Below are 20,514 nucleotides of genomic sequence, written 5' to 3' on the forward strand. Positions count from 1 at the left end.
ATGGCGGGTTTGGCAAAATGCCACCATGAATGCGCATATTTCCGGAGATCCACACCGAGCTGGGCGCCCATCTCGTGGAAGAGCAACTGCTTCACATCGACGAAGGGTACTTCGCCTGATGACTCTCTGGCAGACCGGCAATTACGCCGATCCCCGGGGCATTGCCGCCAACCCCTCCAGCTCTCGCCACAAGGGCGCATAAGCACCCGCATGGCTGGCCGCGACTGCCGCTGCCGCTGCCGCTAGTCGCGCCTGGCCCGCAAGGTCCGCTCGCGGCTCGCTAAGCACCGAGGCCATCCAGCCGCCCATGGCCGCGTCCCCGCAACCGACGGTATCGGCAACCTCCACCCGGAACGCCGGCTGCTCCACCACGATGTCCGACTGCAGCAGCGTCAGGCCATCAGCCCCGCGCGTGAGCATGATGGTGGCGTTCGGCGCGATGGCCCGCACCTGCGCAAGCGCCGCGTCCAGTGGCAGCGCCGGGAAGAGGCCCGCCAGGTCTTCATCCGAGATCTTGACGTAGGACGCCAGCCGCAGCATGTGCGCAAGCGTTTCGCCATAGCCCGGTGCGCTCATGAGCGAGCGGTAGTTGGGATCGAAGGCAATGCGCTTGCCGGCCGCAGCGGCCTGCGTGGCTTCCTCGCACAGGCGTCCGGCCAGCGGCTGCCGTACCAGACTGATGGAGCCGAAGTGAATGACCTCCGCCGCCTCGTGCCAGCCCTGCGGCAGCCGGGACGGCTCGAAATGCAGGTCGGCACTGTCGTCGCCCACGAAAAAGTATTGTGGAGGATGCCGCGAAGCGACAAAAGCCAGGAACGGCGAACGCTCGACACGTTGCAGAAAGCGCATGTCGAGTCCGGCTTCCTCGGTGGCCCGGGCCAGTGTATCGCCGAACAGGTCCTGGCTGACAGCGCCGGCAAAGGCCGTGTCGATGCCCAGGCGCGCGCCGACGCGGGCCACATTCCAGCAGGATCCGCCTGGCAGGCCGAGCCAGTTGCCGTCGGCCTGGAGCACCATGTCGGTGAGCGCCTCACCGAACACGACGTAGCGGGGCAGGGGTCTTGACATCCGTGTCTCCTAGTCTGTGCTTGCACAAAACTGTGCGGCGCGGCGGATCAGCGCGGCCGTCGACGCGTCATGCGGCTGCGGGGGCGCTCCTTCCAGTTCGCGCTCGATGGGACGGGCCAGCATCTTGCCAAGTTCCACGCCCCATTGATCGAAGGGATTGATGTTCCAAAGCGCGCCTTGCACAAAGGTGCGATGTTCCGACATCGCGAGCAAGGCGCCGAGGTGGAACGCATCCAGCCGCTGCAGCAGCAACGTATTGCTGGGGCGGTTCCCTTCAAATACCAGATGCGGCACCAGCGCCTCGTCAGCCTTCCCCTCGGCGCGTACTTCGTCGGCGGTGCGCCCGCGCAGCAGCGCTTCTCCCTGCGCAAAGCAATTTGCCAGCAGCTTGGTATGGTGGCCGGGCAGGTCGCTGTGCGGTTGCAGGCAAGCGATAAAGTCCACCGGTACGAGCTGCGAGCCCTGGTGGACCATCTGGAAATAGGCATGCTGGCCATTGGTGCCGGTGGTGCCCCATACGACCGCAGCCGAACCGGCCTCCAGCGCCGCACCGTCGTGCTGCACCGACTTCCCGTTGCTCTCCATTTCGAGCTGCTGCAGGAACGCCGGCAGCAGGTCCAGCGGCTCGCAATACGGCGCGACGCAGCGGCTGGCGGTGCCGAGGAAGCTGCGATACCAGACATCCAGCAGGCCCAGGATCATCGGCAGGTTCTGTTCGGGCGGCGCGCCGGCGAAATGCCGGTCCATGGCGCGTGCGCCATCCAGCAACTGGCGGAACCTGTCAAAGCCGATCGCCACCGCGATCGACAGGCCAACCGCCGACCACAGCGAGAAGCGCCCGCCCACCCAGTCCCAGAACGGGAACATGTTGACGGGGTCGATGCCGAACGCCGCCACGGCGTCCCGGTTCGTCGACACGGCCACAAAGTGGCGCGCCAGGTCCGAGTGCGTGACGCCATGGCGCAGGAACCAGTCGCGCGCGGTGCGGGCGTTGGCCATTGTTTCCAGCGTGGTGAACGTCTTGGAGCAGACGATCACCAGCGTGGTGGCGGCATCGAGGCGAGCCAGCGTGCGGGCCAGGTCGTAGCCGTCCACGTTGGCGACGAAATGCAGGCGGGGCCCCGGTTCTGTGTCCTGCTCCAGCGCGCGGCACACCATACGCGGCCCGAGGTCGGAACCGCCGATGCCGATGTTGACCACATCCGTGATGGCGCGTCCATCAAAGCCGGTCCAGCTGCCGCTGCGCACGTCTCGCGCGAAGCGTTCCATCTGCGCCAGCACGGCGGATACATCGGCCTCCACCGGCACGCCCAGTGCGCGGTAGCCGTCACCGGGGTGAGCGCGCAGCGCCATATGGAGCGCAGCGCGGCGCTCCGTGGTGTTGACCGGCTCGCCGGCAAACATGGCATCGCGCCGCTCGCAAACGCGAGCCTGGCGGGCGAGTGCGAACAGCAGCGACAGGGTGTCTTCGGTGACGCGGTTCTTGGCGTAGTCAAGGGTCAGACCGCAGGCCTCAACGGTCAGGCGCACGGAGCGCGCCTGGCCCTGCGGACCCGTGAACCAGTCACGCATATGGGTATGGCGAATTTTGGCGGCATGCTCGCGCAGGGATTGCCAGGCGGAGAGGGACGTCGACATCGGGATTGCTCCAACGGAAATTCGGACGACAGAACTACATTTCTTCATGCCACGCCATGCCGTCGCGCGACAACAGGGCGCTGGAGGCCGCCGGCCCCCATGTGCCGGCGGTGTACAGCTTGGGCGGCGTGTTGGTGCTCTGCCACGTCTTGAGAATCGGTGCGACCCAGCGCCAGGCCTGGACCTGTTCATCGCGCCGCACGAAGAGGCCGAGCCTGCCGCGGATGACATCGAGCAGCAGGCGCTCGTACGCGCCCATGCGGCGCACGCGCGTGCCTGTCCCCGGGCGCTGGAGATCCAGCGAGGCCGGCACCAGGGCCTGCGTGTCTCCGGGTTGCTTGGTCAGGAAATAAAGCCGGATGCTCTCCTCCGGCTGCAGCGTGATGACCAGCCGGTTCCCTGCCGGCGTGCCCAGCGGCCGATCGAACAGCGCGCAGGGTACATCGTGGAAGTGGATGACGATCTCCGCCACGCGCGACTGCATGCGTTTTCCGGTGCGCAGGTAGAAGGGCACGCCGGCCCAACGCCAGTTCGCGATCTCGGCCTTGATGGCCACAAAGGTCTCGGTCCGGCTGTCGGCCGGGATGCCTGGCTCGCTCACGTATCCCGGCACCGGGTCGCCGCCAGCCGCGCCGCGGCAGTACTGGCCGCGCACTACCGTCTCCGCCACTGTCTCGGGCCGGATCGGCTTGAGCGCCTTGAGGATCTTCAGCTTCTCGTCGCGGATGGCGTCTTCGGACAAGCTCGTGGGCGGTTCCATGGCGACCATGCACAGTAGCTGCAGCAAATGGTTCTGCACCATGTCCCGCAGGGCCCCGATGCCGTCGTAGAAATTGCCGCGCCGCTCCACGCCCAATTCCTCGGCGATCGTGATCTGGACCTCCTTCACCCACTCGCGCCGCCACAGGGGCTCGAACAGTACGTTGCCGAAACGCACTGCCATCAGGTTCTGTACGGACTCCTTGCCCAGGTAGTGATCGATCCGATAGATCTGGTCTTCGGCGAAGAATCTGGCCACGGCCGAATTGATTTCCTCGGACGATTCCAGGTCATGGCCCAACGGCTTTTCCAGGACGATGCGGCTGCGTTGGTCGGTCAGGCCGACACGCGACAACTGCTCGCAGATTCTGACGAAGAGGTGAGGGGCGGTGGCCAGGTAGTACACGACCACCGGCGCGGCCCGGGCATTCACCAGCTCCGCCAACGCATCGAAGCCCGGCTCGGCGTTGGCGTCCACCTGCAGGTAGACGATTCGCTCCACGAAGCTGGGCCAGGACGAGGCCACGGCGTTGCCGGCCAGCGCGGGCAGTACCTCGTCGTTGAGCATGGCCAGATAGGCCTCGTGGGAGAGCGGCTGGCTGCCCAGCGCGAGGATCCGTCCACGCGGATGCAGCGCGCCTGCCGCATGCGCATCGAACAAGGCGGGCAGGAGCTTGCGGCGCGCGAGGTCGCCCGTGGCGCCGAACAATACGAAGTCGAAATCCGGGGCCTGCGCGCCGGTCTTGGAGCTATCCATCATGTCACCTGGGACGGTCAGAAAGGTGTTCGGGGTATGGCAGGGCGCGCACTATCTCGGGGTCGCCCAGCCCTTGTAATCGCGGACATTGGCGCGCGTGACGAGCGTGGAGGGCAGCAGCACCACCGGTTTGGCGGGCCGCTGGCCGTTCATCATGCCGACGCCCAGCTGCACTGCCGTGCGGGCGATGGCCCACGGATCCTGGCTGGCCGAAGCTTGCACGAGCGTGTCGGCCTTCAGCGCGGCCTCGATGTCGGGCGCGCCATCGACCGAAGCGATCAGGATGCCGCGCCGGTTGAGCTGCCGGGCGGCCAGATCGGCGCCGACGGCCTGCGGGTCATTGATGGTGAAGACCGCATCCACCTTGGGAAAGCGCGTCAGGTAGAGCTGCATGACATTGAGGCCGCCTTCGCGCGATCCCTTGCCGTCCTGGTCGTCGGACAGGATGCGGATGTCCTGGTGCTTGGCCAGCACCGTCTTGCAGCCCCTGACCCGATCCAGCACCGCCGACACCGGCGGCCCGTTCTGGATGATGACGTTGCCATGGCCCTTGAGTTGCTCGGCGATGAAACCGCAAGCGAGTTCGCCGGCCTGGATGTTGTCGGTCTGCACGGTGGCGTCGGCGCCGGCTGCGGCCACGTCCACCGCGACCACCACGATGCCTGCCTTCTTCGCCTTGCGCACGGCCGGCTCGATGGCGCGCGCATCGGCCGCGTTGATCAGGATCAGGTCCACGCCGGCGACGATGAAGCTATCGATGTGCGAGAACTGCTTGTTGAGGTCATAGTCGGCCGACAGCACGGTGACCTTGGCCTGCGGGTTGACCTGCTTCGCGGCTGCTTCGGCGCCGCGGGCCAGCGCCACGAAGTAGGGATTGCCGAGCGAGCCCAGCGTGACGCCCACCTTCTTCAGCTGCCGCGGCGCAGCGGTCGTCGCGCTGTCTTTGGCCGGCGCCTGCGCCATGGCCCCGGTCATGCAGCATGCGCCCAGCGCGACTGTCATCAGGAATTGCTTGATCACTTGCGTCTCCTGTGCGGGTTCAGGTCCGGGCCGAGCCCTTCTGGCGATAGCGGTCCAGCGCCACCGCGCCGATGATGACCAGACCCTTGATGATGTATTGCCAGATGTCCGACACACCCAGCAGCACCAGCCCATTGGAAAGCGCGGCAATGATCAGCGCGCCGATCAGCGTGCCGCCGATGGAGCCGACGCCGCCCACGAAGCTCGTGCCACCGAGGATCACCGCGGCGATCGCGTCGAGCTCATAAGACTGGCCCAACTGCAGGCCGTTGGCCGCGTACAGGCGCGAGGCGGACATCACGCCGCCCAGCCCCGCCAGCAGGCCAGACACGGCATAGACGAACAGCAGCACCACCCACACCTTGATGCCCGACAGCCGCGCCGCCTCGGCGTTGCCGCCCACGGCGTAGATCTGCAGCCCCAGTACGGTCCGGCGCAGCACGACCCAGGACACCGCGATCACGGCACCCGCGATGATCACGAGCCACGGCACGCCCAGCACGTCGCCATTGCCGATGAAGGCAAAACCGATGTCCGGGTTGTAGAGCGTGCTGTCATGCCCGACCAGCCGCGCCAGCCCGCGCACTGCGGTCAGGCTTCCGAGCGTGACGATGAACGGCGGCAGCTTCATGAAGGCAATCAGCGCGCCGTTCACCAGCCCGAACAGCAGGCCGCACAGCAGCGCGGCGGGCACGCTGAGCGCACTCAGTTCCGGCGTCAGCGACGTCAGCATCGCCGCCACCGCCGAGATCGACAGGATGGAACCGACCGACAGGTCGATCCCGCCCGTCAGGATGACGAAGGTCATGCCGGCCGCCAGCACCAGGTTGATCGACGCCTGCTGCGCGATGATCGACAGGTTTTGCAGGCTGGCGAAGTTGTCGGTCAGCACCGTGAAGCCGGCGCACAGCAGCACCAGCACCGGCAGCATGCCGAGGGCTCGAAGGCGTTCCTGCGTGGTGGCGCCGCCGGGGCGACCAAGCGTGCGCGCCGCGCCTTGTGAAGCAACGGCGTGCGCCGTGGGATGAATGGAATTGCGCATGATGTCTCCTGAGTCTGTGGGACGGCGCTTGCCGTCGACCGTCTGCGCGGTCTCGGGGAATGTCGGTTCAGTGCAGTACGGTGGCCTGTGCCGGCTCATCCGCGCCGGTGGCGAGTGCGATGATGCGTTCCTGCGTGGCTGCGGCATCCGGGCAGGCTTGCACCTCGCCCACCAGCCGGCCTTCACGCATCACCAGCACGCGGTCGCACAGGCCTACCACTTCCGGCAATTCGCTGGAGATCAGCAGGACGGCCACGCCGGAGCGGGCGAGGGCGTCGATCAGGCGGTAGATCTCCGCCTTGGCACCGATGTCCACGCCACGCGTGGGCTCGTCCAGAATCAGCACACGCGGCTTGGTTTCCAGCAGGCGCGACAGCATCACCTTCTGCTGGTTGCCGCCCGACAGCGCACCGACATTGACGCGCGGATGCGCCACGCGGATGCCCAGCGAACTGACGGCATCGGCCGTACGCCGGCGTGCGCAGGCACGGTTGAGCCGGCCGCCGCGCAGCGCATCGCGCGCGGCAACGATCAGGTTGATGTTCTCGTGCACGCTCTGGTCGAGGAACAGGCCCTGCAGCTTGCGGTCTTCCGTCAGGTAGGCAATGCCCGCGTCGATGGCCTGGCGCGGCTGGCTGATCGCCAGTGGCGAGCCGGCGAGGAACACCGCGCCGCTGCTGCGCGCATCCGCGCCAAACACCAGCCTCGCCAGTTCCGTGCGGCCCGCGCCGACGAGGCCAGCCAGGCCCAGGACCTCTCCGGCATGCAGGTCGAAGCTGCAATCGCGCACGCGGCGGCCGTCCGACATATTGCGCACCGACAGCACCATGTCGCCGACCTGCGTCTCGCCATGCGTCTTGGTGTAGAAGCCCGACAGGTCGCGGCCGACCATCATCTTGACCAGCCCCGCCTGGGTCAGCTGGGCCTTTTCCAGCGTGCCGACGTAGCAGCCGTCGCGCAGCACGGTGACGCGATCCGCGAGTTCGTCGATCTCGGCCATGCGGTGGCTGATGTAGATGATGGCCATGCCGTCGGCCCGCAGCTGGCGGATCAGCGCGAACAGGCGGTCGGTTTCGCGGGTGGACAGTGGCGTGGTGGGTTCGTCCATCACCAGAATGCGAGTCTCGAAATGCACCGCGCGTGCGATTTCCACCAGTTGGCGCTGGGCGATCGACAGGCGCTCGACCAGCGTCTGCGGCGTGAAGTCAGCACCAAGCCTGGCTAGCGTGCCTTCGCAGGCGCGCGCCATTGTGGCGCGGTCCACCATGCCGTGGCGGTGCAGGTGCCGTCCCAGATAGATGTTCTCGGCCACACTCAGGTTGGGGGCCAGGCTCAGCTCCTGGTAGATCACCGCCACACCATGCGCGCGGGCCGCGAGCGGGCCGTCGATGACCACGGGCCGGCTGCCGATGCGGCACTCGGCGCCCTCATCGGCGATATAGGCGCCGGAGAGTATCTTCATCAGCGTGGATTTGCCCGCGCCGTTTTCGCCCATCAACGCGTGGACTTCGCCCGGGAAGATCGTGAGCTGGACATTGCTGAGTGCCTTCACACCCGGGAAAGTCTTGGAAATGTTGCGCATTTCCAGCAGCGGCGCCGCGGCCGCAGTGGCTTCAGACAGTGGCATGGCTGGCCTCCGGAACGATGGCGGACGCGCCCTTGAGCAGTTCGGCGCGCGGCGAGAAGTTCATGAACATCGGCAGCGAAGCGGCGCCGACCGCGCCGGCATTGGCGCCAAAGCAGCCACGCACGATGCGGGCGGCCGGGCGCGCCTCGGGGGCATTGGCGTCCAGCTCTTGCTGCAGTCGCTCGATCAGCGTGGGCACCAGACCGCCATCGATATCGGCATCAAAGATCACCAGGGGCACGTCCAGCACGGCCAGCGCGGATTGCAGCGACGGCGCCAGCGCATCGACACAGTCATCGACCCATTCCGCCACGGCCGGGTGCTTCAGTTCCACCTCGCGCTGCAAGTCGGCATGGCCATGCACCGTCACGCCGTGGTGGCGCAGGTGGCGTGTCAGTGCGTTGAGCGAGGCGCGGGAAATCAGGATGTCCCGCCGCCGGCCGGGCACCGTCGCGGCAGAAGCCAGCCTGCTGGGCGGCACCGGCATCATCGCGATATCGCCGGCATTGCCGGAGACGCCGCGCACGCAGTCGCCGTTCAGGACCACGCCGCCCCCAATCGCCGGACCGAGAAAGACATAGAGGAAGTGCTGGGCGTGGTGCCGACCGTAGAAGAGTTCCGCGACCGCGGCCGCGGTGCCGTCGTTCTCGCTGAACACCGGCAGCAGCGTGGCGTCGGCCAGCATCGACGGGAAATCCACCTCGTCCCAGGCGCGGAATGTGGCCTGGAAGGTCTCACCTTGCAGATCGAGCTCTCGCAGCCACGCGCCGAGGTTGTAGGGCTGGGCAACGCCGATGCCGAGCAGGCGTTTTTGCTCAACCGGGGAGAGCAGGGCGCGCATTTCATCGATGTCGCGACGCACCAGCTCCAGCGCCTGATCGGGATGGGGCAGGACCATCTGGTGCGCCCGGCTGGCCAGGATATGCCCGGCAAAATCGACCATCACGGCCTCGATGCTGCCGCGGTCCAGCCGCACGCCAATGCCGAAGGCGCCCTTGGGCTGAAGGCGAATCAGGCTGGCAGGCTGCCCGCGCTGGCCGTCCACGCGCCGTCCGGCAAGCTGGATCAGGCCTTCGTCGGTCAGCGTTTGCACGATGCTGCCCACCGCCGTATTGGTCAGCTGAGCCATGCGGGCCAGATCTGCCTTAGAAGCTTCACCCGCGCGGCGCAGCGCAAGCAGCAGGGCCCGTTCGTTGTAGAGACGCAGGCTGGCGGAATTCACGCCACGGCCCGCCTTGGATGCGGTCATCTTGTCTCCGTCCGGTTGGCTCCATCGAGGAGCGCTATTAATTAATTCACGTTGAATTAAATAGCACGGACGGGCAGAACTCAACCGCGGGAAAACCCGCAAGGCAGCTTCGTCACATTGGAAAGTGAGGGAGTTGGGTTACATCGCGGCGAAGCGAACAGGGTCGTAGGGCAAGGGATCCACGTAGGGCTGCTCGCCGTTGATCACCTCTGCGAGCAGGCGCGCCGTTACCGGTCCCAGCGTGAAGCCCTGATGCCCGTGTCCAAAGTGGAACCAGAGGCCTTCATGGCGGGGAGCCTTGCCGACGATGGGCTTCATGTCGGCCACGCAAGGACGTGCACCAAGCCACGGCTGCGACTCGGCCGGTGATCCCAGATTCACCAGTTCCCGCGCATAGCTTTCCGCCCGTCCCAACTGGACGGGCGTTGGCGGCGCGTCGCGCAGCGCGAATTCGGCGCCCGTCGTCAGGCGCAGGCCGCGCTGCATCGGTGCCAGCATGACGCCTCTCTCCACATCGAGCAGCGGCAAGCGGGGCATCGGCTCGGCGGCATAGTGGCGGTGATAGCCGCGCTTGACGAACAATGGAAAGCGGTAGCCGAGCGTCTGGATCAGATTCGAAGCCCATGGACCGAGGGCGATCACGACATTGGCTGCGCTTAGCGGACCCGTTTCCGTGGTTACGGTCCAGCCTGCGCCTGTCTGCCTCAAAGTGGTAGCGTCCCCGCGGCGGAACTCACCGCCTTCGCGTTCGAACAGCGCGGCATAGCGCGTGACAAGCTCACCGGGGTCGGCGATTGTCCAGGGATCGCGCCAGTGGATCGCACCAGCGAGTTTCCCGCTGATGGCCGGTTCCGTGGCAACTACACCAGCCTGGTCGAGAACCTTGCAATCCAGTTCATGGCCGCGCGCGATTGCGGCGGCTTCGCTCGCCGCGCGATCGAACGCTTGCGCCGTGCGGTAGCCCTGCAGCCAACCGGATTTCCGCACAAGGTCTTGCGCGCCAGCGAGCGTGATCAGCCGGTCGTGCTCGCTCAGGCAGTGGCGGATCAGCGCGCTGTAGGCGGTCACGATGGACGCATAGCGATCGGGCGCCGACTCGCGCCAGTAACGCATAAGCGTCGGTGACAGGTGTGCCAGCGCGCCGGGATGGTAGTGCACATCATTGCCCTGGCGCAGGGCAACGCGCAGGATGGCCTGCCACTCGCGCGGAAAGGCATAAGGCTGCACCGCCTCCCGCTGAATAATGCCGGCGTTGCCGTAGGAGGTTTCTCTGCCGGGTGCCTGGCGATCGACCAGTACCACCGCATGGCCGCGCTGGCGCAGTGCCAGCGCCGTGCATACGCCCACCATGCCGGCGCCAAGTACCACAATGTCCTTTGTCATGCCTTCCGTGCTGTCTCTTGTAGGGTTGCCTTGGCTGATTCCTGGTCATGCCTGATCAGATCCGCTTCAGATTCTCCGTGTCGCGCGAACCGAAGGAAATATGCCTGCGCAGCATTTAACAGAACCATGGATTGCAATTTCGGCAATCAAGCGGTGCCGACACCGGTAATGGTCTGCACCAACTGCTGCACGAAGGCGCGCGCCGCAGGGGGCAAGCTGCGCTTGGCCAGCGTTTGGATCTCGATGTAGCGCTCGTTCATTTCCCGGTCGCGCAACGGCACGGCGGCGATCGTGCCGGACTCCAGGCGCCCGCGTACCGACAGCTCCCCATAGAAACTGATGGCGCCGCCGCCTGCCACCACGAAGCTTACGAGCGCGTCGAGATGATTGCTGGAAAACACCGTCTGGTAGTGCAGGTCCTGGCGGCTGCAGCTCGTATCAAGCAGCTGCCGCAGCGAGCTGCCCTTCGGCGGCAAGGCGAGCGGATAGGCAATGACTTGCGACAGCGAAACCTGGCGTTGCCCCGCGAGCGGGTGGTCGGGCGCCATGATCGCCAGTACGGGGGCAGGGTGGCGAAGTTCCACCTCGATCTCCCGTTCAGGCAGTCCGCTCAGCGTGACCCCGATATCGGCCTCGCCGTCGCGGATCCGCCGCGCGACATCGCCCTGCAGGCAGACATCCAGATCGAATCGAATGCCCGTGTGCTGCTCCCTGAACCTTGCCGCCAGGGTGGGAAGAAATTCGTGCGCGATGCCCTCGACGCTGGCCAGCCGCACTCGTCCTGCGCGCAGACCCCGCAGTGCCTGGATGTCACCCGTGACGCGTTCGATGTCCTGCAGCGACCGCTTCGCGAACGCGGCCAGCAACTCGCCCGCGGCATTGGGGACCAGACCCCGCGCTCGTCGGTCGAACAGCAGGGTGTCCAGCTCGCTTTCGAGCTTGGCAATCTGCCGGCTGACCGCTGACGGCGCCACGTTGAGCTTGAGCGCGGCATCCTTGACCGAGCCGGTGCGTACCACTTCGAGGAAGTAGCGAACGGCGGTTTCCTGAAGGATCCGATAGGAGGACATGGGGACTGACGCTGACAGTGACGATAGGGACAGCCTGTCCATTCTACGGATTGCCGAAACGGCAATCAATTGTTCTAAACATTGCCACGAATTCAGGCTGGCGAGACCGTAGGATAGTGACACACGGCATGGCGCCACTGCATGCCAACAGTCGATCCCCATCCTTGCCGGAGCATCGAGATGCGACCTCCTCTCCACCACGCTCTTTCCGTGCTGACTGCCTGCGCACTCGCCATGGGGGCGGCCCTGACGCCTGCCCTGGCAAGCGCGCAAGGCAACTACCCCACCAAGTCGATCCAGCTGGTGCTGCCGTTTCCGCCGGGCGGCGCGACCGACGTCGTGGGCCGCATCATCGGCCAGAAGCTCGGCGAGAAGCTCGGTCAGACCGTGGTCGTCGACAACCGCCCGGGCGCGGGCACGATTGTCGGTGCCAGCTATGTCGCGAAATCAGCCGCCGATGGCTACACCCTGCTGGCAACGTCCGGAACGACTTTCACGGTCAACCCTGCCATCTATCCGCGCTTGCCTTATGACCCGCAAAAGAACTTCGAGCCGATTGGCCTGATCGGATCCACCGGCCTGATCCTGCTGGCCAACCGCGATGTGCCGGTCAACAACCTGAAGGAATTCGTCGCCGCCGCCAAAGCGAATCCCGGCAAGTATTCCTATGGCTCGTTCGGGGCGGGAACCACCGCGCATTTTGCCGGCGAAGCGCTGCTGAGCCTCACCGGCACAAAGCTGCTGCACGTGCCCTACAAAGGCAGTTCACCAGCCATGACCGACCTGATTGGCGGCCAGGTCCCATTCAGCATCGATACCGTGGCCGCAGCCCTCCCGCAGGTCAAGGGCGGCAAGGTCAAGGCCATCGCCGTCACCACGGCCAAGCGTTCGGCGCTGCTGCCTGATGTGCCGACAGTGGCCGAGAGCGGCTATCCCGGCATGGACGCCAGTACCTGGATCGCGCTGGTCGCCCCGCGCGGTTTGCCGCCGGAGGTCCACGCCAGGCTCGAGAAAGCGCTGGCCGAAGTCCTCGCCGCCCCGGACACGCAACGAAAGCTGAACGATAACGGCATCGAACCGCACTACGCGCCGGGCAAGCAAGTCAGCGACTTGATCGCGAAAGAGATGCCTCAAATGCGCGAGGTAGCGCGGCGCTCCAATATCAAGCTCGACTGAGCCTGCGCAAACGCCCACCGATCCACGTCCCGGGCCGCTCGCAAACCCAGCGGCCGCTCCAGGAAACTATCGTCCCATGTACTCGAAGGACTCGCTGACTTCCGCCTCCGCAGTCGAACTTCGCCGGCTGATCGGCACCCGCGAAATCTCTCCCGTGGAGCTGCTGGACGCCTGCATTGCCCGTATCGAGACCTACAACCCAGCCATCAACGCGATCACGGCGACTTGCTACGAGCGGGCGCGCACGGAGGCGAGGGCGGCCGAGCAGGCCGTCATGCGCGGCGAGCCGCTTGGCCTGTTGCACGGGCTGCCGCTGGGCGTCAAGGATCTGGAGGCGACCGCCGGGCTGCTCACGACTTATGGCTCGCCGCTTTACCGTGACAACGTGCCCAGCCAGGACAATGTCCTTGTGGCACGCCTGCGCGCGGCCGGCGCCATCGTGGTTGGCAAGACCAATATTCCGGAGATGGGTGCGGGGGCAAACTCCCGCAATGCGGTATGGGGCGCCACCGGCAACCCGTTCAATCCGAACCTGAACGCCGGGGGCTCCTCGGGCGGCTCGGCCGCGGCGCTGGCCGCAGGCTTTCTGCCGGTCTGTACGGGGTCCGATACGGGAGGATCGCTGCGTATCCCGGCGGCCAAGTGCGGCGTGGTGGGCTTCCGGCCTTCGCCGGGCGTCGTGCCGAACTCGCGCAAGCTGTTGGGCTGGACCCCGATTTCGGTGGTTGGCCCGATGGGCCGCACGGTCGCCGACGCCTGCCTGCAGCTGGCAGCATCGGCGGGTGCATCGGTCTCCGATCCGCTCAGCTATGAACTCGACCCTGGCGCCTTCCTGACCCCGCAGCACGTCGACCTTTCCGACCTGCGTGTCGGCTGGACAGAGGATTTTGGAAGTTGCAGCGTCGACGACGGCATCCGCCGCGTCTTTCGCGCGAAGATCGCCGAAATGCGGCACCTCTTCAAGTCCTGCGATGAGGTCAGTTTCGATCTGGGCGATGTGCACCGATGCTTTGACGTGTTGCGCGCAGAGAGCTTCGTCGCGAGCCTGCATGAGGCCTATCAGCGCGATCCCGGCAGCCTCGGGCCCAACACCCGCGCCAACTATGAGCTGGGCGCGAAGATGTCGCTCGGCGACAGCGCCTGGGCCCAGGCCGAACAGACACGGATCCTGCAACGCTTCCAGCAGGCATACCGGGACTATGACGTCATCCTGTCGCCGACGACGCCGGTCTCGCCATTTCCGTGGACCCGCCTGTTCGCGGAAATCATCAATGGCGAGCGGCAAGAGAACTATTACCGCTGGCTGGCACTGACCTATGTGGTCACCCTGACCACACACCCGGCCATTTCATTGCCATGCGGCGTGGACGAGCAAAGCATGCCATTCGGTCTGCAGATAACCGGAGGCTTTCGCGGCGATGCCATGGCGCTCGGCGTGGCGCAAGCGATGGAGACCGCCTTTGCGGCCTCGCCAGCACTGTGCCGTCCGATTCCCGACCTCGATGCCATCGTGCCGGCCGTGCCCGCGCTTCGCTCCATCGTGACGGCGCCGCCCACCTTTGGCGGGACGACGCAGTCGAACGGCGTATCGGCCGTTTGAATCCGCGTCCCGCCACCAGTTGAGCTCAGGATCGGCTCGCCGAGGCGGCAGCGTGCCGCCCGGCTTGTCGGCCGAAGAAGGTGGCATCCGCGAGTGACATCCCTGAGCTGTACCCGCCGCCCCAGCGTGGCAATCCACACGACGTTCGTCCGGCAGCATAAAGACCGTGGATCGGTACGCGTTTCTCGCTGAGCACCTGGCCAGTGGGCAATGTGTCCAATCCTCCCAGCGTGAAGTGCGGATAGAACGCATAGTCGACGCGGCAGTCGAGCGCGACAAAGGGCGGTTCATCGAGCGGTTTCAGCCACTTCGCCGCTTTGTGGAACAGGGGATCAGCGCCGTCGGCAGCGTGCCGGTTGTAGTTCGACACCGTGGCGCTCAGTGTTCCCGCCGGCATGCCCAGATCATGCTCGACTTCCTCCCAGGTGTCGCCAGCGGCGGCAATGCCGATGCGCGTGAATTCAGCGGGCTGCTGATACGTGGCACTATCGACCAGCAGATAGATACGGTCGCCGAGCTGCTGCATGATGTGGTGGCCGATGCGGCCGTGATAGCAGTCCTCGTTGATGAAGCGCTGGCCGCGTTCATTGACGAACACGCCCTTGATCAGCGATTCGGGCGCGTAGAAGGGCAAGCTGACGAAGCCCTGATCCATGTGTATCGCGGCGCCGCCCACGCTGATTCCCATCAGGATGCCCGAGCCGTCGTCTCCGGGGCTGCCAATCGGCTCGTTCGCGCGCAGCAGGCCGGGTGCGTGTCGCCTGACCATGTCGCGATTCATCACGAACCCGCCGGCGCAAAGCACGACGCCGCTGCGTGCGCGTGCGTAGCGCGTCTGGCCGTTGATGCGCACGACAACCCCGTGCACGTTGTTCGCCTCATCGGCAATCAACGCGAGGACGCGGCTGTCATAGCGCACATCCACGCCAAGCTTGACAACGCGCGCGGCCAGCACGTCCATCAGCATGCGGCCGCCGCCCCAGCCGGCCCACTGCGGCGTATGGCCGCGCGGGCAAGGCTTCGCGTTGCCGGAAAAAGGCCATGCCTCCTCACTGCCCGACCAGATCAGGCAGTCGTCCGTCTCCGGCTCAAGCATGCGCTCTGGCAGATAGGTGTTCTTGTAGGTCAGCCCCTGTTCGACAAGCCAGTCATAGTGAGCACGGCTGCCGTCTGCATAGGTGCGAACCTTGGGCTCGTCGGCATCAGGGCCGCCTGCCATGAGCAGGTAGCGGTACAGGTCCTCGGTATCGTCGACAAAGCCAGCCTGCTGTTGAGCGGGCGTACCACCGCCACCGCCCAGGTAAATCTCGCCCCCGGACAAGGCGCTTGTGCCGCCACTGCCGGAAGCGACCTCGAACAGCGTGACCACAGCGCCGGCTTGGGCAGCTTCGATGGCTGCACACGCGCCCGCCGCGCCAAAGCCGACGACGACCACGTCGGTTTCCATGTCCCATTGCGGGACGTTCCCAAGGCGACAGGGGTGCGTGACGGAGAACTCCAATGACATGAATCAGCCTCGTGAGAAGAGCCCACAGACACGGGTCGTGTCCGGGCTTGTTGATGCTTCACCACGTTGCCTTGCGGCAACCCGAGCCGACATTACTTTGACCGCGGGTTGCCATTCATCGTCTTATCGGACTAGGCGATGTTTCGGGCAGGCTGGACTGATGCCAGGGAGTCAGCGGCTGCGCATGGTAACCATGCGTCCTTCAGCGAGGCAGACGCCCGCTCAGATGTCCAGCACAATCTTGCCAAAATGCTGGTTCGACGCCTGGTAGCGAAACGCGTCAGCCATGGATTCGAGCGGAAAGTGGCGGTCAATGACCGGGCGGATGCCGGTGGCATCGAGGGCACGCACCATGTCAAGCTGGTGTCGGCGACTCCCGACGAGCAGGCCGGTCAGACGCAGATGCTTGCGCAGCAGCTGCGTGACAGTAATCGGCGCGGTCGCGTTCCCCAGCGCGCCGATCACGGCGATATGGCCGCCGACACGGGCTGCCGTCATCGATTGATCCAGCGTTGCGGCGCCGCCTACCTCGATCACATGGTCGGCGCCGGCGCCGTCCGTCATATCACGCACGGTCTCGCCCCACTGCGCCGTCTTGCGATAGTTGATCAGGCAATCCGCGCCAAGCTCCCGAAGCCTGTCGAGCTTCTCGTCCGACGAGGAAGTGGCGATCACGCGCGCGCCGGCCGCTTTGGCGAACTGCAGGGCAAAGACCGATACGCCACCGGTCCCAAGTACCAGCACGGTCTCTCCGGGCTTCAGGGCGCCGTCGACAAACAGTGCCCGCCAGGCTGTCAGTCCGGCGGTGGTCAGCGTCGCGGCCTCGGCATGGCTGTAGCCGCGCGGCGCGAGCGTGAAGCAATCTTGCGGCATCGTCACGGCGTCGCGCGCAAAGCCGTCGACGCCATCTCCGGGGACGGTAGCGAAATCGCACAGTCGCGGCTCGCCGTCCTGCCACGTCGGGAAGAAGGTGCTGACGACATGGTCGCCCACCGAGAAACCCTTGACGTCCGCGCCGACAGCTGTGACTTCTCCGGCGCCGTCCGCCATCGGAATGCGTCGTTCCGTCAGGCTCCTGCGGCCGGAAACCACGGCGTAGTCGTGATAATTGAGCGAGCTGGCCCGAATGCGGACGGTGATCTCGCCCGGCCCCGGCGGCGCAACGTCAGCGGTGCCGACGACGATGTGATCGAAACCCGCCGGCGGATCGAGATAAATGGCTTTTGCTTGAGTCATGGCATTCCCTTCTTGCGACCGGCGCGATTCCGCCCGGTGCGGCTTCAATGGTGCACGGAACTAGACAATGACGGAACGGTTCACGTCGGCGACGGTGTTCGCCCCAAGCATAGCCATGTTTCGATCGACTTCGTCGCGCAAGAGCGTGATGGCGTGGCAAACGCCCTCGGGTCCACCCACGGACGCTGCGTAGATAAAGGGCCGCCCCAGGAAGACAAAGCGGGCGCCCAATGCAAGGGCTTTCAGCACATCACCGCCGCGCCGGATACCACTGTCCATCATGACGGCGGTATTGTGCCCGACGCTGTCACAGATTTCCGGCAGTACGGCAAGCGGCTCGACGGCACCGTCCAGTTGGCGGCCGCCGTGATTCGAGACGATGATGCCGTCGGCGCCCAACGCGACAGCGCGCTCTGCATCAGCCTTGTGCAAAATCCCCTTGATAACCAGATTGCCGGGCCATCTTTGCCGGATGCGTTCGATGTCTATCCAGTTCAGGTGATCGCGTCCTGTTGTGTCGCGAATCGCCGAGGCCGACAGGATCGGTGCGCCGCGCGTGGCAAAGGAATTCTCGAAATGCGGCATGCCGCTCGTGAGAAGCGTCCTGGCGAACGTCCCGGCCAGCCAGCGCGGACGGGACACACCATCAAATGCCAGGCGGACAGACGGCCGCAAGGGCAGCGAGAAGCCAATACGGACGTTGTTCTCCCGATTGGCCCAGACGGGAATATCCACGGTCAGGACCAGGGTACCGAATCCCGCCGCGCAAATCCGCTCGATCAGCGCGTCCCGCCGCAGGGCATCGCCCGGCAGGTACGCCTGGAACCACGTGCCGGGCGCGGCAGCGTGGACCTCTTCCATCGGAATCAGCGACGTGCCGCTCATGATGGCGGGTATTTGCGCGTCGCGCGCGGCTTGCGCCAGCACCACGTCGCCACGGTAAGCGGCAATCGCGCTGATTCCGACGGGCGCAATGCCAAAGGGAGACGCGTAGCGCTGCCCGAAGATCTCGGTCGCTTGCGATCGTCCAGAGACGTCGACCAGGACCCTGGGGCGAAACCTGACCGCGTCGAATGCCGACCGGTTGGCGGCGAGCGACTTTTCATCCTCCGCCGCCCCGGCAATGTAGCCAAAGATCGGGCGCGGAAGCACGCGCTTTGCGGCGGTTTCAAAATCGGCGAGTGAAAGGATAGGGCGCAAGCGTCGATGAATCTGGCGGTTGACGCCATAAGCAGCCTTAGCAGCCGTAGCTGGCATTCCGGCGCTTAGTGCAAGCTGGCTTGCTGCAACTTCTGTTCGAGATGTCATCTTGTTTGAAGCCTCTGTCCAGCCCGGCAGCTGTCACGGCCAGCCGTGCCGGAACCCATTACATGTTCACGCGAATGTCCCGCGCTGGCGCATCAGTTCCCGGAACAGCAAGGGGTTCTTTTCGAACGGCGCGCGGCCGTGGACGTAAAAGTAGTTGTTCAGGACAACCAGATCGCCAACGGGCAGCGACACCTCCTTCGTTCCCGGCGAAGCCTCCATGGAAGTCGACAGGTCGTTCAGGAATGCAGCTTCCTCACGATTGCGAGGCTGTACGAATTGATCGATGAACGACATGGACAGCCCGAACTCGTTCTGGAAGAAGACCGGGCGTTCGACGGTATCGCTGACATTCTTGGACCCCGGGGCCTTGTAGACGAAAGGCTTTGTCCCGAGACGGTGGCTGACAAACCGGTTGATGTCTGCCCAGTCGTCCAGATGCAGGAAACGGGACTCGCCACCCACGGCGTTGCGTTCCGCAAACTTCATCATCAACAGCCAGTCCGTCGCTTCGCTGACGAAAGTGCCATCGGTATGCATGGTGAAGAGACGGTAGGCCTGGCGCAAATAGGAGTCGCTGTTGTCCGTATGCTTGACCACGAAGCGGGCATAGTAGGTGCCCGACATCGCATCGTGGTTGCCCGGACCCAGCAGATGGCCGATGGCAGTGCCGAAGCGCACGAAGTCGTCGGCGTCGGACGTCAGATCCTGGAGTCCTGCCGTGAAGCCGCCGTGATGCCGGTCTTTCACGATGCTGTTGACGGTTGCCGCGAAGTCCTCGCCGACATGCCTGGCAAGCGTGCTCGCGAGCTCGTAGCGCATGAAGGGAACGTACTCGAGATTCTGTACGTCGATCTTGCGCACTTCCTCGAGGAACGCCAGCAGCGCGTCACGTTCGATGGTCACATGCACGATGCGATGGTGATCCGGGTGCCCGGACAGCTGGAAGCGGGGCTGGTCATTGGCGGCGAGCAATGCCGCGGGAAGCGGAGCATTCATCGGTCATTCTCCGGGATGTGGTACGGATGGTATGAGTGGTATGGCGCTATTTCATCCGGATTCTTTGATATGATCCAGATGTCAATCTGTAATTTTTGTTCCGATATTCCGATTAAAACGATGATCGACGTACGTCAGTTGCAGTGCTTCCTTGCCGTGGCGGAAGAACTTCACTTTGCAAAGGCGGCGGATCGGTTAGGCGTCGCACAATCGGGGCTCAGTACCCAGATCCAGCGCCTGGAACAAGACCTGGGCGTGACGCTCCTGAATCGGAACAAGAGAAAGCCAGTGTCACTGACGGATGCGGGGCAGTTATTCCTGGCCGAGGCCGCCGCCGCGTTGAGGCACATCGAGCGTGCCGACCAGGTCGGCCGCCTCGCGGCCAGAGGACTGGCTGGCGTGATCCGTGTTGGCTATGTCGCTTCCGGCGTCAGCAGCGGCCTGCTGTCCAGGTTGCTGAGCGCGTTCCGGAAATCCCATGAGATGGTCCGGCTCGAGATCGTGCCGATGGATACGCCAAGGCAACTCGAAGCGCTTGGCGATGGGCAGATCGATGTGGGAATCGTCAGGCCGAGACGGCTCTATCCGGCTGGCGTGGTCAGCAAAGTCTTGCAGACGGAACGTCTTCTGGCCGCCATGGCGGAAGGCCATCCCCTTGCACGGCGCGCGACGGTTGCCGCACGCGCACTGGCCGATCAATCGTTCATCGTCCCACAGTTTGCCGAGGAGGAAGGGTTCGGATCTGCGTTATCGGCCTTGGGCAAAGCAGGAGGATTCACACCGCACCTCGAATATCGCGTGCAGGATTTCATCTCGGCGATATGCCTGGCCTCGGCGGGATATGGCATGGCCATCGTACCCGAGTCGATGCAGAACTTCTCCCAGCCGGGCGTCATCTACAAGCCGATCAGCGACTTCCTGCTCTCGGTGAACCTGGCGCTGGCTTACCGGCGCCGCGAAGTATCGCCAGCCGTACGGGAGTTCGTGAAGCTTGGGACTGAGACGTTCAAGGTCAGCGCTTCGTAGGCCTCCCCAGGCAGGAGAAGTCGTCATTGGAAACTCCGGCCTGCCATGCTCT

General features: G+C 65.1%; 16 protein-coding genes. 3 read left to right on the forward strand and 13 right to left on the reverse strand.

Translation table 11 applies throughout. The features are described 5' to 3' along the window. Positions 1 to 141: 141 nt before the first annotated feature. From K2O51_RS20975 to K2O51_RS21015, 9 genes are all read right to left on the reverse strand, one after another. Positions 142 to 1,068, reverse strand: a complete 927-nt coding sequence (locus K2O51_RS20975; RefSeq protein WP_220631605.1) for a carbohydrate kinase family protein — start codon at positions 1,066 to 1,068, stop codon at positions 142 to 144. 9 nt (positions 1,069 to 1,077) lie between these two features. Next, positions 1,078 to 2,706, reverse strand: a complete 1,629-nt coding sequence (gene pgi, locus K2O51_RS20980) for a glucose-6-phosphate isomerase (RefSeq protein WP_011297813.1) — start codon at positions 2,704 to 2,706, stop codon at positions 1,078 to 1,080. A gap of 34 nt (positions 2,707 to 2,740) precedes the next feature. Further along, on the reverse strand, positions 2,741 to 4,222 hold the full coding sequence (zwf, locus tag K2O51_RS20985; protein ID WP_011297814.1) for a glucose-6-phosphate dehydrogenase: 1,482 nt from the start codon (positions 4,220 to 4,222) through the stop codon (positions 2,741 to 2,743). Positions 4,223 to 4,273: 51 nt separating this feature from the next. Beyond that, positions 4,274 to 5,197 (reverse strand): ABC transporter substrate-binding protein, encoded by a 924-nt coding sequence (locus tag K2O51_RS20990; protein WP_049796457.1) that lies wholly within the window; start codon positions 5,195 to 5,197, stop codon positions 4,274 to 4,276. 64 nt (positions 5,198 to 5,261) lie between these two features. Further along, positions 5,262 to 6,284, reverse strand: coding sequence for an ABC transporter permease subunit (locus K2O51_RS20995; RefSeq protein ID WP_011297816.1), 1,023 nt, complete (start codon positions 6,282 to 6,284; stop codon positions 5,262 to 5,264). A gap of 67 nt (positions 6,285 to 6,351) precedes the next feature. Then, the gene (locus K2O51_RS21000) at positions 6,352 to 7,911 is read right to left on the reverse strand and encodes a sugar ABC transporter ATP-binding protein (RefSeq protein ID WP_220631606.1); all 1,560 of its coding nucleotides are present in this window, start codon (positions 7,909 to 7,911) and stop codon (positions 6,352 to 6,354) included. Beyond that, on the reverse strand, positions 7,898 to 9,160 hold the full coding sequence (locus K2O51_RS21005; RefSeq protein WP_220631607.1) for an ROK family protein: 1,263 nt from the start codon (positions 9,158 to 9,160) through the stop codon (positions 7,898 to 7,900). Before K2O51_RS21005 ends, K2O51_RS21000 begins: the two co-directional genes overlap by 14 nt. Before the next feature lie 138 nt (positions 9,161 to 9,298). Further along, entirely contained in the window at positions 9,299 to 10,543 is a 1,245-nt protein-coding gene (locus K2O51_RS21010; RefSeq protein ID WP_011297819.1) for an NAD(P)/FAD-dependent oxidoreductase, read from the reverse strand. A 146-nt stretch (positions 10,544 to 10,689) separates the two neighbouring features. Continuing rightward, the gene (locus tag K2O51_RS21015) at positions 10,690 to 11,613 is read right to left on the reverse strand and encodes a LysR family transcriptional regulator (protein ID WP_245001946.1); all 924 of its coding nucleotides are present in this window, start codon (positions 11,611 to 11,613) and stop codon (positions 10,690 to 10,692) included. A 180-nt stretch (positions 11,614 to 11,793) separates the two neighbouring features. On the opposite strand from K2O51_RS21015, the gene K2O51_RS21020 reads away from it, so the two are divergent. Both K2O51_RS21020 and K2O51_RS21025 read left to right on the forward strand, forming a co-directional pair. Then, positions 11,794 to 12,789 (forward strand): Bug family tripartite tricarboxylate transporter substrate binding protein, encoded by a 996-nt coding sequence (locus tag K2O51_RS21020; RefSeq protein ID WP_011297821.1) that lies wholly within the window; start codon positions 11,794 to 11,796, stop codon positions 12,787 to 12,789. Between the two features lie 76 nt (positions 12,790 to 12,865). Then, complete coding sequence (locus K2O51_RS21025; protein ID WP_220631608.1) at positions 12,866 to 14,389, forward strand: amidase; 1,524 nt, start codon at positions 12,866 to 12,868, stop codon at positions 14,387 to 14,389. A gap of 25 nt (positions 14,390 to 14,414) precedes the next feature. On the opposite strand, the gene K2O51_RS21030 is transcribed toward K2O51_RS21025, so the two are convergent. From K2O51_RS21030 to glaH, 4 genes are all read right to left on the reverse strand, one after another. Continuing rightward, complete coding sequence (locus K2O51_RS21030; protein ID WP_011297823.1) at positions 14,415 to 15,896, reverse strand: FAD-dependent oxidoreductase; 1,482 nt, start codon at positions 15,894 to 15,896, stop codon at positions 14,415 to 14,417. A gap of 222 nt (positions 15,897 to 16,118) precedes the next feature. Beyond that, on the reverse strand, positions 16,119 to 17,132 hold the full coding sequence (locus tag K2O51_RS21035; RefSeq protein WP_011297824.1) for a zinc-dependent alcohol dehydrogenase family protein: 1,014 nt from the start codon (positions 17,130 to 17,132) through the stop codon (positions 16,119 to 16,121). A 60-nt stretch (positions 17,133 to 17,192) separates the two neighbouring features. Then, entirely contained in the window at positions 17,193 to 18,389 is a 1,197-nt protein-coding gene (locus K2O51_RS21040) for an alpha-hydroxy acid oxidase (protein WP_220631609.1), read from the reverse strand. Between the two features lie 117 nt (positions 18,390 to 18,506). Continuing rightward, the gene (gene glaH / locus K2O51_RS21045; protein WP_011297826.1) at positions 18,507 to 19,436 is read right to left on the reverse strand and encodes a glutarate dioxygenase GlaH; all 930 of its coding nucleotides are present in this window, start codon (positions 19,434 to 19,436) and stop codon (positions 18,507 to 18,509) included. Between the two features lie 69 nt (positions 19,437 to 19,505). Here glaH and K2O51_RS21050 point away from each other — a divergent pair, with 69 nt between their 5' ends. Continuing rightward, a complete protein-coding gene (locus K2O51_RS21050; RefSeq protein ID WP_235679868.1) occupies positions 19,506 to 20,462 on the forward strand; it encodes a LysR family transcriptional regulator in 957 nt (318 codons plus the stop codon). Positions 20,463 to 20,514 lie beyond the last annotated feature (52 nt).

Origin of the sequence: Cupriavidus pinatubonensis (assembly GCF_019602855.1) — a bacterium.
Classification (GTDB): Bacteria; Pseudomonadota; Gammaproteobacteria; order Burkholderiales; family Burkholderiaceae; genus Cupriavidus; species Cupriavidus pinatubonensis.

What these genes read in the sequence shown, in the direction of transcription:
- K2O51_RS20975 (WP_220631605.1), bottom strand. Translation starts at nt 1,068, where the DNA reads ATGTCAAGACCCCTGCCCCGCTACGTCGTGTTCGGTGAGGCGCTCACC.
- pgi (WP_011297813.1), bottom strand. Translation starts at nt 2,706, where the DNA reads ATGTCGACGTCCCTCTCCGCCTGGCAATCCCTGCGCGAGCATGCCGCC.
- zwf (WP_011297814.1), bottom strand. Translation starts at nt 4,222, where the DNA reads ATGGATAGCTCCAAGACCGGCGCGCAGGCCCCGGATTTCGACTTCGTA.
- K2O51_RS20990 (WP_049796457.1), bottom strand. Translation starts at nt 5,197, where the DNA reads ATGACCGGGGCCATGGCGCAGGCGCCGGCCAAAGACAGCGCGACGACC.
- K2O51_RS20995 (WP_011297816.1), bottom strand. Translation starts at nt 6,284, where the DNA reads ATGCGCAATTCCATTCATCCCACGGCGCACGCCGTTGCTTCACAAGGC.
- K2O51_RS21000 (WP_220631606.1), bottom strand. Translation starts at nt 7,911, where the DNA reads ATGCCACTGTCTGAAGCCACTGCGGCCGCGGCGCCGCTGCTGGAAATG.
- K2O51_RS21005 (WP_220631607.1), bottom strand. Translation starts at nt 9,160, where the DNA reads ATGACCGCATCCAAGGCGGGCCGTGGCGTGAATTCCGCCAGCCTGCGT.
- K2O51_RS21010 (WP_011297819.1), bottom strand. Translation starts at nt 10,543, where the DNA reads ATGACAAAGGACATTGTGGTACTTGGCGCCGGCATGGTGGGCGTATGC.
- K2O51_RS21015 (WP_245001946.1), bottom strand. Translation starts at nt 11,613, where the DNA reads ATGTCCTCCTATCGGATCCTTCAGGAAACCGCCGTTCGCTACTTCCTC.
- K2O51_RS21020 (WP_011297821.1), top strand. Translation starts at nt 11,794, where the DNA reads ATGCGACCTCCTCTCCACCACGCTCTTTCCGTGCTGACTGCCTGCGCA.
- K2O51_RS21025 (WP_220631608.1), top strand. Translation starts at nt 12,866, where the DNA reads ATGTACTCGAAGGACTCGCTGACTTCCGCCTCCGCAGTCGAACTTCGC.
- K2O51_RS21030 (WP_011297823.1), bottom strand. Translation starts at nt 15,896, where the DNA reads ATGTCATTGGAGTTCTCCGTCACGCACCCCTGTCGCCTTGGGAACGTC.
- K2O51_RS21035 (WP_011297824.1), bottom strand. Translation starts at nt 17,132, where the DNA reads ATGACTCAAGCAAAAGCCATTTATCTCGATCCGCCGGCGGGTTTCGAT.
- K2O51_RS21040 (WP_220631609.1), bottom strand. Translation starts at nt 18,389, where the DNA reads ATGCCAGCTACGGCTGCTAAGGCTGCTTATGGCGTCAACCGCCAGATT.
- glaH (WP_011297826.1), bottom strand. Translation starts at nt 19,436, where the DNA reads ATGAATGCTCCGCTTCCCGCGGCATTGCTCGCCGCCAATGACCAGCCC.
- K2O51_RS21050 (WP_235679868.1), top strand. Translation starts at nt 19,506, where the DNA reads ATGATCCAGATGTCAATCTGTAATTTTTGTTCCGATATTCCGATTAAA.